Origin of the sequence: Saccharicrinis carchari, assembly GCF_900182605.1 — a bacterium.
Classification (GTDB): domain Bacteria; phylum Bacteroidota; class Bacteroidia; order Bacteroidales; family Marinilabiliaceae; genus Saccharicrinis; species Saccharicrinis carchari.
The window spans coordinates 619550-642097 of the sequence record NZ_FXTB01000001.1; the positions used below are offsets into that span (position 1 = coordinate 619550).

Consider the following 22548-nt stretch of genomic DNA (forward strand, 5'->3'; position numbering starts at 1 on the left):
TTTAACTCACAAGCTACATCAGATAATCCCACGTGTATCATTCTTAATGTTAGGGCGGACGCTATTTGTCTTGTATAAGAAACCAAAGGCTCTTTCAGCGCTTCTGCCTAATACGCTAAATAGCTTGCAATGATTACGACTATTTGATCGGCTAAAAAGCAACAGAAGATGGAGTGTTGATAAATGAATTTTTAAAATCATCCCTATTTCGTGTATAAAGTTTATATTTGCGGATAAGCAAAAAAAACAGCCATGGAATATATTGTTTCAGCACGAAAATACCGACCCTCTACCTTTGTTTCGGTAGTGGGTCAACAACACATCACCACCACTTTAAAAAATGCTGTCAAAGGCAGTCAGTTGGCACATGCCTATTTGTTTTGCGGTCCGCGCGGCGTAGGTAAAACCACTTGTGCGCGTATCTTTGCCAAAACAATCAACTGCTCCAACATTACGGATGACTTTGAAGCATGCAACCAATGCGAGTCGTGCAATTCATTTGCCGAAAACCGCTCGTACAATATTCATGAGCTGGATGGAGCCTCCAACAACTCCGTTGAAGATATTCGAAGCCTCATTGATAAGGTGCGTGTTCCGCCGCAGATTGGCACATACAGTGTTTACATTATCGATGAGGTGCACATGTTATCGGCTTCGGCGTTTAACGCTTTTTTAAAAACACTGGAAGAGCCACCGAAGCATGCCATTTTTATTTTGGCCACTACTGAAAAGCACAAGATACTCCCTACCATTTTGTCGCGTTGCCAAATTTACGATTTCAACCGTATCACAATTGAAGATGCGGTAGAACATCTGAAATATGTAGCCAAAAGCGAAAACATTGAAGTGGAGGAAGAAGGACTTTCTGTTATCGCCCAAAAGGCGGACGGTGCCATGCGCGACGCCCTTTCTATCTTCGATCAGATCGTAGCTTTCTCGGGTAAACGCATTACCTACCAACAGATAATTGATAACCTGAATGTATTAGATTACGATTATTATTTTAATTTGGTAGATGCTTTTTTAGCAGAAGATACTACACAAAGCCTGCTTATATTCGATGAGATATTAAAAAGAGGTTTTGATGCCCATCATTTCATCTCCGGATTGAGTTCGCACCTGCGCGATTTGTTGGTTTGCAAGGATACAGCTACAGTACAGCTGATGGATGTAGGTGTTAAGGCAAAAGAAAAATATGCTTCGCAAGCACAAAAAAGCAGCATGGATTTTTTATTAGACGCGCTGCAAATAACCAACGACTGCGACCTGCAATACCGCATGGCCAAAAACAAGCGATTACATGTTGAGTTTGCCCTGCTAAAGCTGGCGCGTGTATTGGACGAGCAAAGAAAAAAGTAGCCAAAAAGGCGAAGCAACAAAGCGGTTCCGGAGGGAGTGATAAAAAAGTAAGTTCAACCGGTGCTTCGCCAGCAGATCAAACCAGACCTGCTAATCCCGCAGCTAAAAGTAATATTAAAAAAAATGGCGGAGCCCCAAAGAAACCGTTAAAAACCATTTCGCTCAAGGCGGTTTTAAACGGAGGAGAAAATCTATTGTCAGATAAAAAAACATCGTATCCGGATAACAAACAAGATAAAGGTACTGCAATTGAGGTGGATGCCGAATGGAAAGATCCGGTAGATGAGCAAGAACTAAAAAAAGCCTGGTTGCTTTATGCCAAAAAAGTGGAGAAAAAAAATCCACGTTTATCCAGCATCTTAAACAACCATCCGCCCCAGTTGCATTCGGGAACCCTTGTGCATGTGCGGCTTAAAAACAAAACACAAGACAACGAGCTGCAAGAGCAAAAGTCAAGTATATTTCCGTTTTTACGGCGGGAGCTTAAAAATGCCGATTTAGAGCTGGAAACGCTGGTGGTTACAGACGGACAAAAAACAACAAGAGCATTTACAGCAAGCGAAAAAGCCAAGTTGATGGCCCAAAAAAACCCGGCTCTTCTGTTGCTTACAAAAAAATTTGATCTGGATATTGAATAAAGGATGTTTGAACCAGTTTGATAGATGATTGTTTAGGCAATAGTTCTTTCATATGTACAGACATTAGTCATAAAGCGTAAAACGCAAATTACATTGTATAATAAAATCAAAATGAATGGGAGTAATACTAAAATAAATACAGTCAAATCCCCTCCGTTGTAATTTAATCAGGCGAGCAGCTTCTTACATCAAAAGAAGCGAAACGCGCACGCCTGATAACCCTTATTTAATCTAATGATCTATTCATCTCATAATTAATATAATATGACAAAAACATCAAAGATTATCTACACCAAAACTGACGAAGCCCCGGCTTTGGCCACTTATTCATTGTTACCCATTATTAAAACCTTTACTAATGCGGCAGGTGTAGAAGTCGAACTCATGGATATTTCTTTGGCAGGCAGGATTATAGCCAACTTTCCCGAAAATTTGACCCAGGAACAAAAACAGCCCGATACCCTGCAACTCCTGGGCGAACTTACGCTACAACCCGAAGCCAACATTATTAAACTACCCAACATAAGTGCTTCCATACCTCAATTAACTGCGGCCATTCAAGAGCTTCAGAAACATGGTTACAATATTCCCGATTATCCTATGGAGCCAAAAAACGAAGCCGAAAAGCTTATCAAAGACAGGTACGCCAAGGTATTAGGTAGTGCGGTGAATCCGGTATTGCGTGAGGGCAACTCCGACCGTAGAGTGGCAAAGGCCGTTAAGCAATACGCCAAAAACAATCCGCACTCAATGGGTGCCTGGCGCTCCGATTCTCAATCGCACGTAGCCCATATGAACGAAGGTGATTTTTATGGCTCCGAAAAATCCTATGTAGCATCAAAAGATACTTCGGTAAAAATTGAACTGATCAAAAGTAATGGAGATGTACTTGTTTTAAAGGCCGATACACCGCTGCTTGAGGGCGAAGTAATTGATGCTGCTGTGATGAGCAAAAAAGCATTGCAGGCCTTTTATGCCAGAGAGATAGATGCGGCGAAAAAAGAGGATGTACTCCTCTCCTTACACCTCAAAGCCACCATGATGAAGGTATCGGATCCTATTATGTTTGGACATGCCGTTAGCGTATATTATAAAGAAGTGTTTGAAAAATATGCCGATCTGTTCAGGGAGCTGGGGGTAGATGCCACCAATGGGCTAGGCGATGTTTATGCTAAAATAACCAGCTTACCCAAGGATAAAAAAGAAGAAATTGAGGCAGCCATCCAGGCGGTGTATAAAAGTCGCCCGGAATTGGCTATGGTAAACTCCGACAAGGGAATTACCAACTTGCACGTACCCAGCGATATCATCATCGATGCTTCATTGCCGGCCGCCCTGCGTAGCTCAGGACAAATGTGGGGACCCGATGGTCAACTCAAAGATACCAAGGCCATGGTGCCCGACCGCTGTTATGCGGGTATTTATCAGGAGGTATTTACCTTTTGTAAAGAGCATGGTGCTTTTGATGTAAGCACCATGGGCAATGTATCTAATGTGGGTTTGATGGCCAAAAAAGCCGAGGAGTACGGATCGCACGATAAAACATTTCAAATACCGGCCGATGGTACGGTACGGGTGAGCAACACGGAAGATAAAGTGATTTTTGAGCACACTGTGGAAGAAGGCGATATTTGGCGCATGTGCCAAACCAAAGACATCGCGATTAAAGACTGGGTTAAACTGGCCGTTAGCAGAGCCAGGGCAACCGGTAAGCCCACTGTTTTTTGGTTAGATGAAAACAGGGCTCATGATATTAACATCATCAATAAGGTGAAAACCTATTTGCCACAGCACGACACCGCTGGTTTGGAGATTAAGATACTGAACCCGGTTGAAGCAATGCAATATACCTTAAAACGAGTTAAGGCCGGCGAAGATACTATCTCCGTTACCGGAAACGTTTTGCGTGATTACCTCACCGATTTGTTCCCGATATTAGAACTGGGTACCAGCGCTAAAATGCTTTCCATCGTTCCTTTGCTTGCAGGTGGTGGACTGTACGAAACCGGTGCGGGTGGTTCTGCACCCAAGCATGTGCAACAATTTCTGGAAGAAGGCCATTTGCGCTGGGATTCGCTGGGCGAGTTTTTGGCCTTGGCTGTTTCGCTCGAAGATTTAGGTACTAAAACGGGTAATACAAAGGCACTTATTCTTGCCAAGGCATTAGATCAGGCCAACAGTAAATTTTTAGCAGAAGATAAATCGCCCTCGCGTAAGGTGAACGAACCCGATAACCGTACCAGTCATTTTTATCTGGCACTTTATTGGGCAAAGGCCATAGCCGAACAAACCGAAGATATAGGTTTGCAACGTAAGTTTGCTAAAATGGTGCTGAAGCTAAAAGATAACGAAGCAAGAATCCTGAAAGACCTTATTGAAATACAAGGCAGCCCGGTGAACATTGGAGGCTATTACCAGCCCAACGATGAGATGGCAGCCAAAGCCATGCGCCCAAGCGAAGTGTTTAATAAAATGCTGGGCTCTGTATAAAAGGGATAGTTAATATATAAGGATAAATCGATTTGATACTAAAAAGGCATACTGCACGCAGTATGCCTTTTTTTAGTTTATGTAGAATTCTTCCAGTTTTGGGCAAATAAAAAGTTTAACTATTATTAAATTATGCGCCTTAATTGGTTTATTAAGAGTATAGGTACTAACACTTTCGCCCGGCACCTATTTACTGTCTACGCTTCCCCATTCCAGTTGAAAATATAAGGATTCCTTTCATGGGAGCGAATGCCATAATCGCTCAGGAATTCATCTACGTTCAGCAACAATGATGTTTTTATTGGGAATTATGAGATAAGCATAGGCGGCGTTTATAGGGATGCGTTTTTTGAGAAATTTAGCCATACATTGTAAATGTATTGGGATGAGCCATGGCAAAACACCTTTAGTAGGATAGTCCGGGATAAAACTGTCCAAAACAAATAAGTGACATTATAAAGTAATAACTCGGATATAGATAACTGCACGCAGGCAGTCTACCCAAAAATGGCAAAGACTATCAGGGCAACAAGGAACAGGGAGGAACGAATTTTGAAAACAACCGGATCATTACGCATACGACTGAGAATCATTTGCCCCTGAGTACGCATAAGAACCCAGTTGTTGTATCCCGTCACCGGATTTTTTTATAGCCCCAAACCGTTATAACATTTAATACAAAGGCATAGCCGGCAATAATTGACAACTGCCTTGCAATATCCCAAAAACCGGAGCCTTTTAGCATCACCATACGGATAATTTCTACAAAATAACGGATCGGGTTTAGATAAGTGATTTTTTGTGCCCAACCCGGCATACTTTCGATAGGCGTAAAAAGACCGCTGAGCAATATAAATATCACCACGAAGAACCAGGCGATAAACATGGCTTGCTGTTGGCTGTCGGTATAATTGGAAAACAACAAGCCCATGCCCAATATCAACAGCAAATAAATGGCGGTAAAAAGATATAACAAAGCCACGCTGCCCACTATGGGCACCTGAAATACCAGTTTGGCGAGGATAAGCCCAACAGTTAACAGCACCAGACCCAACACCCAAAAAGGAAACAGTTTACCGATGATGAACTGGTGCTTTTTGATGGGCGTTACGTTTATCTGTTCCAGGGTGCCCGTCTCTTTTTCGCGCACAATGTTCATTGCCGAGAGAAAAAGTGTGATCATAGTGACCAACAGCACCAATATACCGGGCACCATAAAAGTTTTATAATCCAATTCCTTGTTGTACCAAAATGCGGGCACGCTCATTACATTGGCAGAATTGGAAGGTTGCCGGTCGGTGGTTAAAAATTCCAATTGCACCTGTTTACTGAAACCTTGCACCACCTGGTTTACATAAACGTTTTCGATGCCCGCCTTTGCGCCATCGATGGCATCTATATAAACCCCCAGCATGCTACCTTTCCCCAGGCTCAGTTCTTTTTCAAAATCGGAGGGGATTTCCAGTATCACATCCACATACCCTTCCTCCATGTCCTCATAAGCTTTAGCGTGCGAAGGCTCCCTGCTGAGCACTTTAAAGTAATCGGAAGCATCAAAGGCCTTGATCAGTGCCCTGGAAGTGGAAGTTCTGTCGTGATCCACGTAGGATAGCCGGATATTCTTGATATCGAAGGTTGCCGCATTGGAAAGAATGAGCAATTGCATAATAGGCATGATGAAGATAATGGGCAGCATGGCCCTGTTCCTAAAAATCTGCCTAAATTCCTTTTGTATGATGTAGCCTATCGTCTTCATTATTCTAAGCGGATTTTATATTTTTTGATACTTAAAACGATAAAAAACACGGTCATCCCCAACAGGATAAGCGTCTCTTTCCAAAGGAACTCAAGCCCCACACCTTTAATCATCACCCCTTTTAAAATCAGGTTAAACCATTTGGCCGGAATTATATTACTGATGGCCTGCAACGGCCAGGGCATGCTGGCAATGGGAAAAATAAAATCACTTAAAAGAATGATGGGGAGCATCAACCCCATAAGCGAAATCATCATGGCGGCTTGCTGCGTTTTAGAAATAGTGGATATAAAAATACCCAGCGATAGGGCACAAAGGATAAACAAAACGGTTTCCAGGGCCAGCAAAAAATAACTGCCCTGCACAGGCATCCCAAATACAATAAAACCCAACAATAATATAACGATGGCGTTGATAATGGATAAAAATATATAGGGGAACACCTTGCCAATAATAACCTGAAAGGGTTTTAAAGGCGAAACCAATAGCACTTCCATAGTGCCCTGCTCCTTTTCGCGGGCTATGGAGATGGAGGTCATCATGGCCGACACCAGCATGAGGATTACCGTCATTACGCCGGGGAGGAAGTTGAAAACGCCTTTCAGTTCCGGGTTAAAAAACATCCGCGAACGCACTTCTATCGGCACAGTGGCCGTTGCGCCCTGATTAATTTCGCGTTGATAATCCTGCAAAATGGACTGGACGTAATTGGTGATGGTGTTGGCCATATTGGGGTCGGTGGCATCGCTGATGATCTGCACATGGGTCCGATTCATGGATTGTAGATTTTTTGCGAAATCTTTTTCAAATACCAACACAGCCTTCACTTCGCCCTTTTTAAAAATAGATTCTATTTGCTGCTCGCTGCTTACGATATTTTTTATATCGAAATAGGGCGAAGCACTTATTCTGTTTATGATATGGATGGTTTCCGGATCTTTGGATTTATCCAGGATGCCCATGTTTACATTTTTGATTTCGTTGGTAATGGCAAAACCAAAAAGCAGGATTTGGGCAATGGGCATACCAAACAGGATAAACATAGAGCGTTTGTCCCTGAATATATGATAAGCTTCTTTTTTCACGAATCCCTTAAACCGTTTAAAGTTTGTGCCGGAGAATTTTATTTTAAAATTATTCAACATTTCGTGCCAGTTTTTGGAATACCCCGTCCATGGAGGACGTATCAAATTGCTTCTTTAAATTTTTTGGAGAGTCCAGGGCTTCAATCCTTCCCTCCACCATAATGGATACGCGATCGCAATATTCCGCTTCGTCCATATAATGGGTGGTTACAAAAATGGTGGTTCCTTTATTGGCCTCGGCATAAATCATCTCCCAAAACTGCCGCCGGGTGATGGGATCCACACCACCTGTGGGTTCATCCAGAAAAACCACTTTGGGCTCGTGCAACAAGGCCACCGAAAAGGCCAGCTTTTGTTTCCATCCCTGCGGCAGCGAACCCACCTGCTTTTTGGCCACCCCTTGCAGACCAAGTTTTTCTATTACCGCCTCTCCCCTTTCCTTAATCTCCTTTCGCGACAAACCATAAATTCCCCCAAAAAAGGTGATGTTTTCCATGATATTGAGGTCGTTGTACATCGAAAATTTTTGACTCATATAGCCGATGGTCTTTTTTACTTTCTCGGCTTGTGTATTCACGTCGAAACCGTTTACGCTGGCCTTGCCGGAGGTGGGCTTTGATATGCCTATCAGCATTTTCATGGCGGTGGTCTTGCCGGCCCCGTTGGCTCCCAGGAAACCGAATATTTCCCCTTTCCCGGTCTCGAAACTAATGCGGTCCACCGCGGTAAAACTCCCGAATTTTTTAGTGAGTTCTTTTACTACGATTGCTTTTTCTATCTCTCTCATTCTTCTGCCTCCTTTTGTTCCGACAGCGCCATAAATACATCCTCAATCCCGGCCTCGGTTTGTGCTATTTTTATCTCCTCGTGCCCTTTTTCTTCCAGGTATTCCCGTAATCTTTTTTCCGAAAAAATAGGGCTGGAATGGGTATAATGAATGAATTCGCCAAAAGCATACACGCTCTTATTTCCTTTAAAACCTTTTAAATCGCCAATGAGCTGATAGATGTTTTGGGCAGCTACCTTGTACAGCGGGTCTTTATGCTTCGCAACAATATTTTCAGGTGTATCCACCCCAAGGATTTCGCCATCCTGTATCAAAGCTATCCTGTCGCACAGTGCAGCCTCGTCCATGTAAGGCGTAGATACCAATACCGTAATACCTCTATCGTTGAGGCGTTTGAGCATGTCCCAAAATTCTTTGCGCGAAACAGGATCCACACCGGTGGTGGGTTCATCTAAGAAAAGCACTTCGGGTTTGTGAATCAGAGCGCAGGAGAGCGCCAATTTTTGTTTCATGCCCCCTGAAAGATCCCCGGCACGTCGCTTTTTAAAAGGCTCTATTTGAATATAAATGTCTTTTATCAAATCGTAATTCTCCGCCACCGTAGTGCCAAAAATTGTAGCAAAAAAATCCAGGTTCTCCTCTACGCTCAAATCCTGATACAGCGAAAACCGCCCCGGCATATAGCCCACGGCCTTGCGTATGTCGCGGTAATCTTTCACCACATCCCTACCGGCTACACTTGCCGTTCCTTCATCGGCAAAAAGCAGGGTAGTGAGAATACGGAACAGGGTAGTTTTACCCGCGCCATCGGGGCCAATCAAACCAAACAGCTCGCCGGGTTTAACCTCAAAGGTAATATCGCGCACTGCTTGCACCGCTTCGTACGACTTGCTGATATGTTGTATTTTTATGCCCATAATTATTATTCAGTGATCAGTATTCAGTGATCGGTATTCGGTAAACAGTTTGTCCTTTCATAATAGAGATTGACAAGATTTTGTAGCAATTTTAACTTGGAGGCAGCTCTTCCCTCTCCCATTTTTGGGAGGGAGGGGGAAGTACTACTACGCAGTAGTAGGGATGGGGGTTAATAAATCTACTGAATTTAAGCTCCGTGCCCTTCACCCTATTTAAAATAAACCTCCCCGGGCATACCTATTTTCAGACTACCGTCGTTTTTTACTTTGATGTCCATGGCGTACACCAGGTTCACTCGCTCCTCCTTGGTCTGTATTATTTTGGGGGTAAATTCGGCCGCAGACGAAATCCAGCTTATCTTTCCCTCATAGCTTTTTGTATCCTTTCCAAAGTCTATACTTACGTTCACCTTTTCGCCTATTTCAATTTGCGACAGCTGCGTTTGGTTAATGTACACCCGCAGGGTCATTTGTTCCAGGTTGGCAATTTTATACAGGGGTTTGCCAAAAGCGCTTATCTCTCCGGACTCGGCATATTGGTTTAGTACGGTGCCCTTTATGGGATTGGTGATTTTGCTTTCGTCAATCTGATGCGCTATTTGTGCTATCCGGGCTTCTATACTAAGCACCTCATTCATTATGGGTGCATTTTGCGATTTCACGTTATCCATCTTTTTCTGCAGCACCTCCACTTCGCTCGTGGCCCGATCGAGCTGTCGGCTGGTGGCTGCCTCCTCATCGAACATATTTTGCACCCTGTCCAGTTCCGATTCGGCCGTTTTTAACTGCGATTGTAGCACCGCCATCTGCGACCATACATTCCCGGATTTCGACCGCACCACCTCTTTTTGCGCCATAAGTTGCATCTTATTCAAATATAAAGTCATGGTGTCTATGAGTCCCACCACGGTTTTCTCTTGCAAAAGGCTGCCTTCCTCCAGGTTTAAATACTTTATTTCGCCCCGGGCTTTTGCCGAAACTGTTATCTCGGTGGCCTCAAAATTCCCGTATGCATCGGCCGTAGGTTCTTGCTTGCAGCCTGTGAATAAAGCGGCAATCAAAATGATAAAAATTAATGTGGGTCGTTTCATATTTTTGAAATTAGGTAATAGACTATGAACACAGGGACACGGAGACACCGAGTTTTTTCTTTTAAAAATCCTTTTTTGTGTTTATTTCCCCATAATCATGGGTGTTTCATGTTTTTGAAATTAGCATCAACAGTTGAACCCCGTTAGGGTTCTATTTATTACTTTCACATACCACGGGTTTTACCCGTGGTTATTCATATTAAATCCTTTCAGGATTTTATTAGCATATATTGTAAAGGAACTATGAAATAGTTCAATGTAAATAGCCACGGGTGAAACCCGTGGTACATTCACACAATAGAACAGAACCCCGAAGGGGTTCAACTCTTATTTGGCATTATAAGTCCGACTTTCAGCCCATTTCATATGTTTCAAAACTAATGTATCTCCTATTATTCCTTATATCCCTGTACTATCCTGTAATTAGCCTTGGCGAGCTCCAACTGCAGCTGGTGTAATTTCTGATTTATGCGGGCACTGTATAATTTGTTAAATTCCGTAAGAAATTCCGAAGCGGTAATGACCCCGTTCTTTAGTTGTGATTGGCTGCTGGATACAATGGATTGCCTTAGCGCCACAATTTTCCGGTCGGCTTGCAAAAGGGTGCGGTATTTATCTATTTCGTTCATGGCCAGTTGCAGTGCCGTGTTGTTGTTCAGTACAAAGGTTTCTTTTTCCGTGGTCATTATTTCCTTCGCAATTTCCAGGGCTTGTTTCTTATCCCTGGTTCTACCCCAGTCAAAAAAGCGCCACCTTAGCCGGGCACCCACAATATAAAAATCTTCAAAATTATTGTTCAGCATATTCAGTCCGGGATTACCATAACCGGCTTGTGCAAATCCCAAAAGCCTGGGATAATTCTCGACGCCCATCAATTTCTGACGTTGGGTAAGTTCTTCACTTTTCAAGTCGTAAAACCTCAATTCGGGACGTTGCAAACCCTTAGCCTGTATAATAGATATGTCCGGTTTTAATAACCTTACGGCCGAATCAATTTCCGCAGATATCAGGGCCGAAAGTTGGTTTAAAGCGGTTTCCTTGTCCTTTTTTACCCGGATTTTTTCCTGGTGAACCATTAAAAACTCGGCATGTAAAACATTTTTTTCCGATGGCAATACCGTCCCAAATTTCACGGCAGAGGCTAACTCACCCAATCGGGCTTCCAATTGCTTTTGCTTAGCCTCCAGCATATCGCTTTGTTCCTGAAGCAACAAGGCATTGAAAAAATATTGGTTTACCCGATTTTTAAGTCCGTACAATGTGACTTCTACCTGTTGCTGCTCGGCTTTTAGTTCGGCCTCTTTCAGGGCAGCGCGCTTGGCAATACTGTTGCCGTTATAAATAAGTTGCTCTACATCTACGGTTGCCCGATATTGATCCTTGTTGGGAGGGTTAATATTTGTACCGGGCATTTCCAAGGGGATTTTAATCACCTCCGACTGCCAGGTGGCACTGCCGTTCAAGCTTAGCTGGGGCAAAGCAGTCTTTCTAATTTCCGATTGTTCGTAATCTGATTTTTCCCCGAGCAAAGCACTTTGCCGCGACAGGGGATATGCCTTTTCGGCCAGGATGTAACACGCTTCCAAGCTAAGCGGTTCCTGAGCAAAAGCTCCTAAATTCCACATTATTATTATCAGTAAAAAAGCCTGTTTCATCATTTGTATTTTATCGAGTTGATGATAATTTCTGCCACTTCCGCTTTACGTTGCTCCATGAGTTGCTGAAAGTCATTTTCGTCGATATGTAGAAAAGCTTTTAACAATGGCTTTGCCAAAAACGGAAAAACATTCAACGACAGAACATTGACAAATAATTTCTCCACCGTGAAGGATTTTATCTTTTCATCAGGAATTACATCTTCAAGTTGGGCTTTAAATTTCTTAAGGTCGGGGAAAAAGCTGCGAAACTTTAAAATAAAATCGGGACTTCGGTTAATCTCCTGGATAATAAAATTGGGCAAATACGGATGGTCGGCAATAAATGAAATATAGTTGGAGGTAAAATTCCTAATTTTTTCCTCCAATGATGAATCATCGTTCAAGGCCTTGTTTAGCTGAAGAGTCAGCAAGGTAAATAATTGGGTAAAAACGGCCTCAAAAAGCTGCTGCTTGCTGCGGTAATAATAATGTAACATAGCCTTATTGATGCCGGCCTCATCGGCTATTTCCTGCATCCGTGCCCCCTCCATCCCCTTGCTCTGAAACACTTTTTTGGCAGCTATCAAAATCCGGCCTTCTACATCTTTATCTTTCACTTTTATCGGCATTGTTCAACTATTTGGTTTAACCATATGGTTAACAAATATAATGAATTATCTCGTTATTGCAAGAAGCAACTCACTAATGCTACATAGGGTACAGGATATCGCTTAAGCCACCGCTATTTTAATTTTGTACTAAAGAAATGTCTGGCCATAGATACCATCACCATCTTCCATCGGTACACATTGAACATTTGGTAATTATTAAAGTATTCTCCCAAAACCCTCCTTTACCGTCCTATTGCAGCAATCTTTGTTTTCTGACAGGGAATTACCGAGCATAACAAGCAGTTATTCAGCATTTTTCATCGGCTGCCTCACCTTAAACATCAATTTATACATAAGCGGTACAAACACCAGGGTGATAACGGTGGCAAACAGTAAACCAAAAATAATGCCTATGGCCATGGGCTTCCACATATCGCCTCCCCCCAGCCATAACGGGATCAATCCCAGCGAAGTGGTAAAGGTGGTGAGCAGTATGGGTCGGAAACGCTCATTGGCCGCCGTAACGATGGCTTCATAGGGTTGGCGTTTTAGCTCTTCTATTTCCATTTGTATTCGGTCGATTAATACAATGGCATTGTTGATGACGATGCCGGCAAGAGATATGATACCCAGAAATCCGGTAAAACTCATGGTGGCTCCGGTGATAAGCAGGCCACCCACCACACCTATGAAACCCAGGGGAATGGTGCTGACGACGATAAATGTTTTGCGCATGGAGTTAAATTGCAACACCAGCAAAAATAAAATGATAAACATAGACAGGGGCAGTTTGTCGGCTACGGCACTCATGGCTTTTGCGCTTCCTTCCGATTCGCCACCATACGCATAGGTATAGCCCATCTTCCAGCTTTCGCTCTCCTTTTTCATAAAAGGTCTGAGTTTTGCCATTACCTCGGTTGCCGTTGCCCCTTGCGCCAGTTGCGAGGTGACGGTAAGGGTGCGGGTGAGGTCGCGACGGAGTATCTTGGCAAACTCCCACTGCGGAACGATAGTGGCCACCTGTGCCAACGGAACATTTTTACCGCTGTTCTGCCCAAAAATATTCAGGCTTTCAATTTGCAGATAATCCATCTCCTCGCCTCCTTCGGCACGCATGATAATGGGTATGGTGCTGTCTTCCAGGCGGAATTCGCCCACATGGTAACCCGTCAGCACCGTATTGAGCGACACGGCAATATCCTGATTGGTGAGCCCCGACTGGCTAAGGCGCGCCTGGTCTATTTCTATAAAAAACTTTTTTATTTTTGGTCCCCAACTGTCCGACACATTACTTGACTGGGGTATTTGATGTAAAAAATCTTTCACTTCGGAAGCAATCCTAAAAAGTTCGCCGGGGCTGCTGCCCGATAGTCGAACTTCAATGGGTGTAGCTGCACCACCGCCCGAACCTAATTTTTTCACTACTACCTCGGCATTGGGCAAGTTAAAAAAACTGTAACGCTCAAGTGCGGCAATAACCATTTCGTTATCATCGCCCGATGTGGTGTTGATGAGCATGTGGGCGTAACCCGAATTGGCCTCGCCGGGAAAATAACCCAGGTCGTAGGATTTTGGGCCTTTACCGATGAACGACGACCAGCCCGTAACGCCTTTAGCGCCCTCCTCGCCTACCAGTAGGCTGTCGCGCAGGAAATCTTCTATCTGTGCAATTTTACTTTCGGTGGTTTTGATGTGCGTCCCCAGGGGCAGGTTCAAATCCAGGGTAATGAGGTTACGCTCGCTGTCGGGCATAAAAACAAAAGGTAAAAAAGTAAATCCCACCAGGGAGAGGATCAACAAGACACCTGTAGTAATCAGTATTAACGATGGCCGCTTTAACGAGAAGGTCAACAGCCCGTTATAATGCCTGTTAAGCCGATCGAAAATGGACGACTTCTCTTGTTTTTTCTTTTTTATGCGAATAAATGCCACCGCCAATAGAGGTATGATTGTGAGGGTCATGATCCACGAAGATAGCAGGGCCAGGGTGATGACCGAGAAAAGTTGCCCCATTATTTCGCCCATGACAGAGGCGGCCAGGAAGAACGAAAGGAAAGCGGCGGCGGTGGTCAACGAAGATATGAGCAAGGGAATCATCAGCTCCTTGCTGGAGGCCAATGCCGCATCAACGGCCTTTTCCCCTTTCTCCATCTTTACTATCATCGATTCGGCCATCACAATGGCATTGTCAACCAACATACCTAGCGCCATAATCAAAGCGGCCAGGGAAACCTGGTTGAGGCCCACACCAAACTGGTTCATCATAAGCAAGGTTAGAACAATGGCAAAGGGGATGAGAGAAGCCACCACAAGGCCCGTGCGCAGACCAAGGAAAAGAAGCATTACAAGCAGCACGATAACAATACTTTGCGTTACGTTGCTCATAAAGTCGCTGATACTATTTTGCACATCCACATCTTGCGATGCTATGCGCGTAATCTCTAAGCCCACCGGCAGGTTCCGGCTGAACTGCCGCACAGCTTCGTTTACATCACTGCCCAAATCTACGATATTGGCACCGTCCTTTAACGAGATAGACAAAACCAGCGCCTCCGAGCCATTAATCTTAACCATGGATTGACGTGGAGAAGCATAAGCCCGCTCCACTTCCGTGATATCCCCCAGCATAACTGTTCCGCCCTTATTGCCTATGGGTATAAGCATTTTCCGTATGTCCTCAACGGACTCAAAACTACCCGATGGCTCCAGTATCAGGCGTTCGTCCTCATAATTTACTTCTCCGGCAGGTATAATAATATTGGTTGATGAAATAATGTTGCGTAGCTGGCTGCTGGTCAGGCCCAGCTGGGCAAGCCTGGCATTGTCGAACCGGATGAAAACGGGCTTCTCCTGCACACCAACAATTTCTACCTTGGCCGAGTTTTCGAGCTTTATGAGGGTGTCGCGTAAGCTTTCGGCGTAATCCTTCAGTTCGGTGTACTCGAAGCCATCGTTGCTAAGGCCCAGTTGGATGCCATAGACCACCCCGAGATCCTCATCGTTAACCGTGGGGCCGTGAATGCCTGCGGGAAAATCGCCCCTGATGGTTTCAATTTTTCGTCGCAAACGATCCCATATAGGCTGCAGGTCCCTGGCAGGGGTACTTTCTTTAAGCGATACCGAAACCACGGAGAGGCCGGTACGCGATTCGCTGGCAATGTAATCCACCTCGGGAATCTCCTGCGCCACCTTTTCAATCTTATCGCTGATCAGCATCTCTATCCGCTCCGGACTGGCTCCCGGAAATGCCGTAACCACAGTAGCCACCCGCACCGTATAGGGCGGCATGCTGTTGCGCGGCAAGTCGTTGTAACTCGCAATGCCCAGAGCGATAATTAAAAAAAGAAGCGTATAGGTTATCCTGTTTTTTTTTATGGCTACACCTGTAATGTTCATCCTGTATCGGTTATCAGTAATCGGTTATCATTAATCAGCCCGTCCGGCTATTGACGGTTAAACGGTAAAACGCCCGGGAAGGAACGGTTCTGTATGGCTGTTTTTAGAATCAGAACCGTTTCTTTAATTTCTGGCAAGCCATTACAGAACGGTTCTGATTTGCAGCTTTCCTATACAAAACCGTTCCCGAAACGCCTCGCTAATCCTTAATCAACTATAAACTTATCTACTTTAGCAACATCACCTTACGCCCGTCGTACAGGGAGTTTACGCCGGCAACGGCTACCACGTCGCCTTCGTTGAGTCCGGATAGGGCATGGAAACCGCCCGAAAAAAGAGCACCTGTTTCAACGATGGTTTTTTTGGCCACGTAATGGTCGCCCTCTGCCTTGAGCACAAACACAAAGTTTCCCTGAAAATCCTCTGATACGGCCTTAAAAGGAACCGTGAGTAAAGTTTTGTTGGTTTTATCGCCAAAACTAAAAGTTACATTGGCCGGCATACCCGGCCGAATATCGTCCGAAGGATTGGAGAGTTTAACCACAACGGGATAGGTAAGCGATTCGCCGATGGAATACCCCACTTCGGAGATGATGCCCTCAAACGATTTATTTTGTATGGATCTAAAAGTTACCGAAACGCTTTCGCCCTGTACTATTTGTGCAATATACACCTCGGGCACCCCCACGTTAATTTCAATATCATCAATACGCGAACTAATGACCACAACGGGGGTTCCGGCCTGCACAAACTCGTTCACTTCAGCATTTACCGCTGTTACAATGCCGTTGGCAGGTGCAATAATACGGGTGTATCGGAGTTGAGCCCCTTGCAGATCCAGGGTCTTTTGAGCTGTTTGAAAATTGGAACGGGCACTCGAAAATGCGCCTTTGGCCTGTTCGTAATCGCTTAGCGAGGCATTGCTGGTGGCGTAAAGCTGTTTGGCCCGCTCCAGGCCCGAGGCGGCGGTCTGCAATTGTATCCTGGCATTATCCAAACCCGCCCTGGCTTGCTCGTAGGCAATTTGCGTATCCTTAGCGTCGATACTCGCGATGAGCTGCCCTTTTTTTACTTCGTCGCCAGCCCTCACGCCCATGGCAAGTATAAGGCCGCTTGTCCTAAAGCTGAGTTTTGCCTCAGAGCCCGATTGCGATACTCCAATAAAAGTACGTTCCTGAATGCCCCCGGTCATTTCGACCCTGGCATATTTTACCGGTTTAAGTTGTTCATCCTCCTGCTTGTCCTTGCTGCCGCATCCCGACAAAAAAATTGCGGCCAGCAAAAGTGTATAGAGGGAATGTGGAAATGAGCTATTTTTTTTCATATGTTAGATAATAGATTGTTAGACATTAGACTGTTAGATAATACTTTCAGCCGACAGGTTGGGACTACTAACACAACTTGTTCCGCCTAAGCGAAAGAGGCACTATGACGCAGAGCTTTTTCCTTATAATTATCTCCTTGTGTGTCTACCCCAACAGATCATTAATTATTTAATAAGATGAAGCCAAGCTACGCATCCTAGTTCGCACCACTCGCAGTGGTACTATTCGTTCTGCACGTCATATTGTTCTATCATAGATTGGTTAAACCGTTGGTTGAGTTGGAATATGGCTTCCGGTGATTGCAACAAACTGAAAAATCCGATGGCATGTTCCATTTGGATATGTGCCACCAATAACTTGTATATGGAAAAGGCATAGGCCTGCTTGGTTTGCAAGGCTGCTTTTTGTGCATCGATAAGCTGAGTAATGGATACCGTTCCCTGCTTGTAATTTTCCTGAACCAGTTCAAAGTTTTGTTGCGCATTTTTCGACGACAGTTGCGAAAAATGTAAATTGGTATGCGCAACGGTTAGGCGAAGGGCTTTTTCGCGAACATTCAGTGCCAAGTCGTTGTTCAGGCGTTCTTCCTGCATCTCAATCTGCTCGCGGTCGATGATGGATTTTTTTAGGTTGATACGCCTCCGGTTACCACTAAACAGTGGGTACGAAACGCTAAGGCCTATGTTCCACGACAGATAGTTAAAGGAAGATCCCGGCGGTGCCGAAGATGCCTTGCCGCCGCGCCACCAAACATCGTCGGCTTGCGATTGGATGGCCACCGTGGGAGTATAAAACTTCCGTTGGCTGATGCTCCGTTGCCGTTCTATAACATCCATACTGGCTTCAATCTGCTTTTTGGCAGGATGGTTTTGCTGGGCTTCGCCGATCAAAAATTGCGTTACCATCTTTAATCTTTCGGGCGTATTAAAATACTCCTCCCCAAAATTACTCACATGTTTTTTGTAAAACTCGCCCCTAATGGACATATCCTCAATTTTAAAATCCTCCGCCAGCGTATTGTTCAACAAATTATTAAGGTTTAAGTGGGCCAGCATTTCGTTGCTACTTGCTTGTATAAGTGTTTGGTTGGCATTGGCTACTTCACTTTTCCAACGGAAAACATCGGCATTACTGCTCGAACCTACGTTTACCCTAATTTGTGCCAGCTCCAGGTTTTGCTTCGACGATTGATAATTCTCCTTTTGGATGAGCACGTTGGCCTTGGCCTCCAAAATATTGAAGTACGCCACAAAAACATCTAAAATCACATTGTTTATTTCTTGCTGGCTGGCATACTGTTGGGCCTCGCTAAGGTATTTTTGTATTTTAATGTTGGCGATAGCCTCGTCCGAATAAACCAGCTGGCGCAAACTTGCCGTACCCGAAACGCTTTGTTCCGATTGCCCTATCGCTGCCATGGCTCTTTCCTGGTTTATTTGCATGGCCGTGGCCGATAGGTTTATGTCGGGCAAATATTGCGATCGGGCGGCTTTTATTTCCTGGGCGGCATATTCATCATCCTTTTTGCTGATGCTTATATTCAGGTTGGTGGAGATGGCTTTTTCGATTACCTCTTCGATGCTGTATTCTTTCCGTCCATTCGCTAACCCATCTTCCAAAAGCTCGGCCGAAAACAGCACATCAAAAGAAGGTGAGAACCCGATTTTTTTTGCCGTGGACAGGTTCAGATAAATCTGTTCCCGGGTGTTCAGCGCCACGGGCATATTAGCCATATCCTCGCCCCGCAGCACCCCATCTACCATTACAGCCGTTTTCTTTAGTAACTGATCCATACCCGTATTGCCCGATATGGAAGCCATAAGCCCTTCGTTCACTTGCCATTTGGTCATCGTAAAAGAGGGAAGGTTCCTTTCTATCAGGTAATCGGCAATTTGCTGTATCTCATCGCCCGGAAACTTGTAGGGCATGGCAATATAGACCCCTTGCGTTTGTGCGGGCATCTTATTTAACGAGTTGTGAATATCGTTGAGCAAAACAGGGCTAATGTTTACTTTCAAACCTTCATCTTCCATAAGCAATTCAACCTCTTCGGAAGTCTTGTTATCGGCGATGGCGTTGTGGGTTGCACTATCGAAAAGTATGGTGATGTTATCGATACGGGCCAAATTTTTAAAAGCAACCAGCTCCTCCCTAATGTTTTGCGAGGCCAGCAAATAGCTAAAGTTGGAGATGCCGGACGTTCCTGTCAGCGAATGAGGAACACCTTGCACGTCAGGATCGATAACGCCCAAAACAAGAGTGGGTACGGGATAGTTTTTGATTTGCAAAATGCCGTTGAGGCTCACGGCCCCCATCACAAGTATGATGTTACAACGGGGGGTAAGTTTTTGGTACGATTGCACAACAGCTTCGGGTGTGCGCTGAGCCATAAAAAGGTTGTCGTCCTCTAACTGGATGCTGTATGCACTGCCCACCGTTTTTTGAATCTGACCGATTAATTCGGTGTGCAGAAAATCCGACATGACACCGGCCATCTCAAAATCAGATACCACCCCTATCTTAACCGTAGTTTGCGAGTGCGTAAAAATAGGAAACAATAATAGGAGGGTGGTCGTGAAAATTAACTTCATAGAAAGATGGATGACAGGTGCGATAGAAAGATAGTAGAATTTAATTTACGTTCAAATAATTTGTTGTTTTTATTATGTCAAAGTTGAAAGCACCATGAAAAAATAACAGAAAATAATTGTGCCCGGGTTTAGTATAACATTGCCTAATCAGTCCCAGATATTCTTCACTTCCGAGTTCTCCATTGACGACTCCATTTTTTCATCCGCTCAAATTACAGTTTACTAACGATACGTAGCATTATTTTCGCCCGTGAATGGACTCTCCTGTTTGTGAACAGACAAACTGCCACCCGAAATGCGTTCGGGACGACCTGTCCGGCCATATTTCGGGAACTTGTGGCAGACAAAACATCCGCTGAATAAAACAGAGGAAAGCCCTTGGTTTATCAAGGATAGTTTGTATTTTTAAAGCTCTGCAACAGTTTCCTACATTGAAACAGTTTTCCGATATTGTACTTTACTAATGAAGTAGGTCAGAACAGCTGCAACTGATGGTAATACTCGCTAAAAATGAAAATAATATCTTAAAATATTTTGAATAATTAATAATCTCAGCTATGTCGCAACTTACAAAAGAAATGAAAGAAATGATTGAATCTCAGCAATGCTTCCATGCTACAATTAGCAAAGATGGGATTCCTAATAACGCACCAAAGCGTTCTACTCGTGTATTCAATGATACCACGTTAATTTTTACGGAAGGGATTGGCGGTAGGACATATCAGAACATTCTGGATGGTTCAAAAATTGCGGTAGCAGTTGTTAACCGTGAAAACATGGATGGATACAGGTTTATTGGAACACCTGAAGTATTGACCAGCGGAGAGATTTACGACAAAACAGCAGAAATGTCTCTTCAGGCGGGAATGCCAAAACCCAAGGCCGCAATTTTAATAACAATTGACGAAATTCATAGCCTGAAACCCGGGCCAATGGCAGGCAAGATAATAGGCTAACAAATTCCTAATTTGTACGAAATACGGTTTTTATGGAGCTTCCTTTTAATAACGGAACCCAGTTGAAAGGACTCCTAAAAGCGAGCATAATCTTAATCATAAATTAAAAGACTAATCAGAATTAATAAACCTTGATAAGTCAAAACAGACAGTAAAATGAGACAGATACTTTTAATCACATTGACCTTTGGGCTTTTTGCCTGTAACCAGCAGACAGACAACACAAAAATTTTGCAAAACCGTATTGACAGTTTGGAAATAAAACTTGCAGACACGTACAAACCCGGCTTCGGAGATTTTATGAGTAGCATACAAGCACACCACTCTAAATTATGGTTTGCAGGACAAAACGAAAATTGGAAACTTGCCGACTTTGAAGTAGTTGAAATAATGGAATACTTTGAAGCCATTCAGAAATTTCAATCTGAACGAAAGGAAACCCAAGTGATAGGAATGATAATTCCTCCCTTAGATAGTGTCAATATTGCTATTCAACAAAAAAATCCCGCTTTATTCAAAAGTAGCTATATCTCATTGACAAATGCTTGCAACAAGTGTCATCAAGCTGTGGAATTTGGATTTAACGTAGTAAAAATACCCGATAGTTCACCTTTCAGTAATCAGGACTTTAGACCGGTTGAATAAAAGATGAGTCCTTTCATGATATCATTTCAATATTAAGCCTAAAGAAAAGAGTACATACACCTAATCGAATTATAATTTAAATGCGTCTCTCAAAAAAGCGTAAGAAGTAAGCCCTCATTGGTGATGTAATTAACAAATTGCAGAGCCTAATACTAGTCAAGCCGGGGCTGCCACTTTGCACCATAGCAGAGATGGATAAAAATAGCCTTAAAGCTGTTACCAGACTTATTATAATCCTTTGATGGCAGAATAAAATAAGCTATATTTAATCCAGAATCCTAGGTCGCTTACACAAATTATTGAAAGATACCACTCCAAAATAAGATAGGATTAAAGCGAATAATAAGGATTTAAAAGAAAGGATGATAAAGTGAAGAAATATAAATTAGCCATTGTAGGTAGTGGATCGCTGGGTAGCATTATTGGAAAAGTTATTTCGCAGGATTTGGATGATAAATATAACCTATTAGGAGTATTAAGCGGAAAAATAGAAAATGCAAAGAAGTTGGCATATGAGCTGGGTTGTAAGGCATATGGTACTTTAAATGAAACAATTGACGACAGACCAGATTATGTTATCGAAGCTGCCTTTCCGGATGTGCTCAAAGATATAGGGGTTAAAATATTAGCACATGGTATTAGTATCATACCATTGTCCGTAGGAGCTCTTGCCGACAAGGAATTTTATAATAAGGTTAAAGAAACAGCATTGGAAAATAATAGTCGCGTTCACATACCATCTGGAGCAGTAGGTGGTTTTGATGTTTTACGTGGATCCATGCTAATGGAAGATGCCGAAGTAAGTATTACCACAGAAAAATCACCAAGATCATTAAATGGGGCGCCATTATTAAAGGGCAGAAAGCTTTCTGAAGAAAAAGCCGAAGAAATATTCAGTGGCTCAGCGAAGGAAGCCATAGAACATTTCCCCGAAAATGTTAATGTTGCAGTAACCACTGCCATAGCAACAACCGGTGTTGATAATACCAAAGTATCTGTTAACAGTATTCCCGGATTTAAAAGCAACAAGCATACGGTAAAACTATCAGGAGAAACAATAAATGTTAATATAACAATAGAGACTACACCGTCTGAGGACAATCCTAAATCAAGTTCACTGGCTGCTTATAGTGTAATTAGCTTACTTAAAAACTTAGTATCACCCATCACTTTTTAATATTTTATAGCCAATATATTTATACAGTCCACCATAAAATAAGGGAAAAACATTAAGCCGGGTATAGAAACTTTTGTGTTTTCATAT

16 protein-coding genes are annotated in these 22548 nt (G+C 43.6%); 6 read left to right on the plus strand and 10 right to left on the minus strand.

The window, feature by feature from the left end; all coding sequences use genetic code 11:
• Window positions 1–252: 252 nt before the first annotated feature.
• From FN809_RS02205 to FN809_RS02215, 3 genes are all read left to right on the plus strand, one after another.
• Complete coding sequence (locus FN809_RS02205) at window positions 253–1359, plus strand: DNA polymerase III subunit gamma/tau (protein WP_142531832.1); 1107 nt, start codon at window positions 253–255, stop codon at window positions 1357–1359.
• 194 nt (window positions 1360–1553) lie between these two features.
• Window positions 1554–1997: a hypothetical protein gene (locus FN809_RS02210; RefSeq protein WP_142531833.1), complete on the plus strand. Its 444-nt coding sequence runs from the start codon at window positions 1554–1556 to the stop codon at window positions 1995–1997.
• Window positions 1998–2261: 264 nt separating this feature from the next.
• Window positions 2262–4487, plus strand: coding sequence for an NADP-dependent isocitrate dehydrogenase (locus tag FN809_RS02215; protein ID WP_142531834.1), 2226 nt, complete (start codon window positions 2262–2264; stop codon window positions 4485–4487).
• 634 nt (window positions 4488–5121) lie between these two features.
• Here FN809_RS02215 and FN809_RS02220 read toward each other — a convergent pair.
• The 10 genes from FN809_RS02220 to FN809_RS02265 all read right to left on the minus strand — a co-directional run bounded on the left by FN809_RS02220 (window position 5122) and on the right by FN809_RS02265 (window position 19683).
• Entirely contained in the window at window positions 5122–6243 is a 1122-nt protein-coding gene (locus tag FN809_RS02220; RefSeq protein ID WP_142531835.1) for an ABC transporter permease, read from the minus strand.
• Entirely contained in the window at window positions 6243–7388 is a 1146-nt protein-coding gene (locus FN809_RS02225; protein WP_142531836.1) for an ABC transporter permease, read from the minus strand. Before FN809_RS02225 ends, FN809_RS02220 begins: the two co-directional genes overlap by 1 nt.
• Entirely contained in the window at window positions 7378–8115 is a 738-nt protein-coding gene (locus FN809_RS02230) for an ABC transporter ATP-binding protein (protein WP_142531837.1), read from the minus strand. The genes FN809_RS02225 and FN809_RS02230 overlap by 11 nt, the downstream gene beginning before the upstream one ends.
• Window positions 8112–9032: an ABC transporter ATP-binding protein gene (locus FN809_RS02235; protein WP_142531838.1), complete on the minus strand. Its 921-nt coding sequence runs from the start codon at window positions 9030–9032 to the stop codon at window positions 8112–8114. Before FN809_RS02235 ends, FN809_RS02230 begins: the two co-directional genes overlap by 4 nt.
• 209 nt (window positions 9033–9241) lie before the next feature.
• Window positions 9242–10123, minus strand: a complete 882-nt coding sequence (locus FN809_RS02240; RefSeq protein WP_142531839.1) for an HlyD family secretion protein — start codon at window positions 10121–10123, stop codon at window positions 9242–9244.
• 392 nt (window positions 10124–10515) lie between these two features.
• Entirely contained in the window at window positions 10516–11748 is a 1233-nt protein-coding gene (locus FN809_RS02245) for a TolC family protein (RefSeq protein ID WP_185957407.1), read from the minus strand.
• 29 nt (window positions 11749–11777) lie between these two features.
• On the minus strand, window positions 11778–12389 hold the full coding sequence (locus tag FN809_RS02250; RefSeq protein ID WP_142531841.1) for a TetR/AcrR family transcriptional regulator: 612 nt from the start codon (window positions 12387–12389) through the stop codon (window positions 11778–11780).
• A gap of 285 nt (window positions 12390–12674) precedes the next feature.
• Window positions 12675–15767, minus strand: coding sequence for an efflux RND transporter permease subunit (locus FN809_RS02255; RefSeq protein ID WP_142531842.1), 3093 nt, complete (start codon window positions 15765–15767; stop codon window positions 12675–12677).
• 226 nt (window positions 15768–15993) lie between these two features.
• Window positions 15994–17091 (minus strand): efflux RND transporter periplasmic adaptor subunit, encoded by a 1098-nt coding sequence (locus tag FN809_RS02260; RefSeq protein WP_142531843.1) that lies wholly within the window; start codon window positions 17089–17091, stop codon window positions 15994–15996.
• Between the two features lie 222 nt (window positions 17092–17313).
• Window positions 17314–19683 carry an ABC transporter substrate binding protein gene (locus FN809_RS02265; protein WP_142531844.1) on the minus strand — a complete coding sequence of 790 codons (2370 nt, stop codon included), beginning with the start codon at window positions 19681–19683 and terminating at the stop codon, window positions 17314–17316.
• Window positions 19684–20240: 557 nt separating this feature from the next.
• Between FN809_RS02265 and FN809_RS02270 the strand changes: the two genes are divergently transcribed.
• The 3 genes from FN809_RS02270 (at window position 20241) to FN809_RS02280 (ending at window position 22461) form a co-directional block, all read left to right on the plus strand.
• A complete protein-coding gene (locus FN809_RS02270; RefSeq protein ID WP_142531845.1) occupies window positions 20241–20639 on the plus strand; it encodes a pyridoxamine 5'-phosphate oxidase family protein in 399 nt (132 codons plus the stop codon).
• A gap of 156 nt (window positions 20640–20795) precedes the next feature.
• Window positions 20796–21284: a hypothetical protein gene (locus tag FN809_RS02275; protein WP_142531846.1), complete on the plus strand. Its 489-nt coding sequence runs from the start codon at window positions 20796–20798 to the stop codon at window positions 21282–21284.
• 370 nt (window positions 21285–21654) lie between these two features.
• Window positions 21655–22461: an aspartate dehydrogenase domain-containing protein gene (locus tag FN809_RS02280; protein WP_142531847.1), complete on the plus strand. Its 807-nt coding sequence runs from the start codon at window positions 21655–21657 to the stop codon at window positions 22459–22461.
• Window positions 22462–22548: the final 87 nt, after the last annotated feature.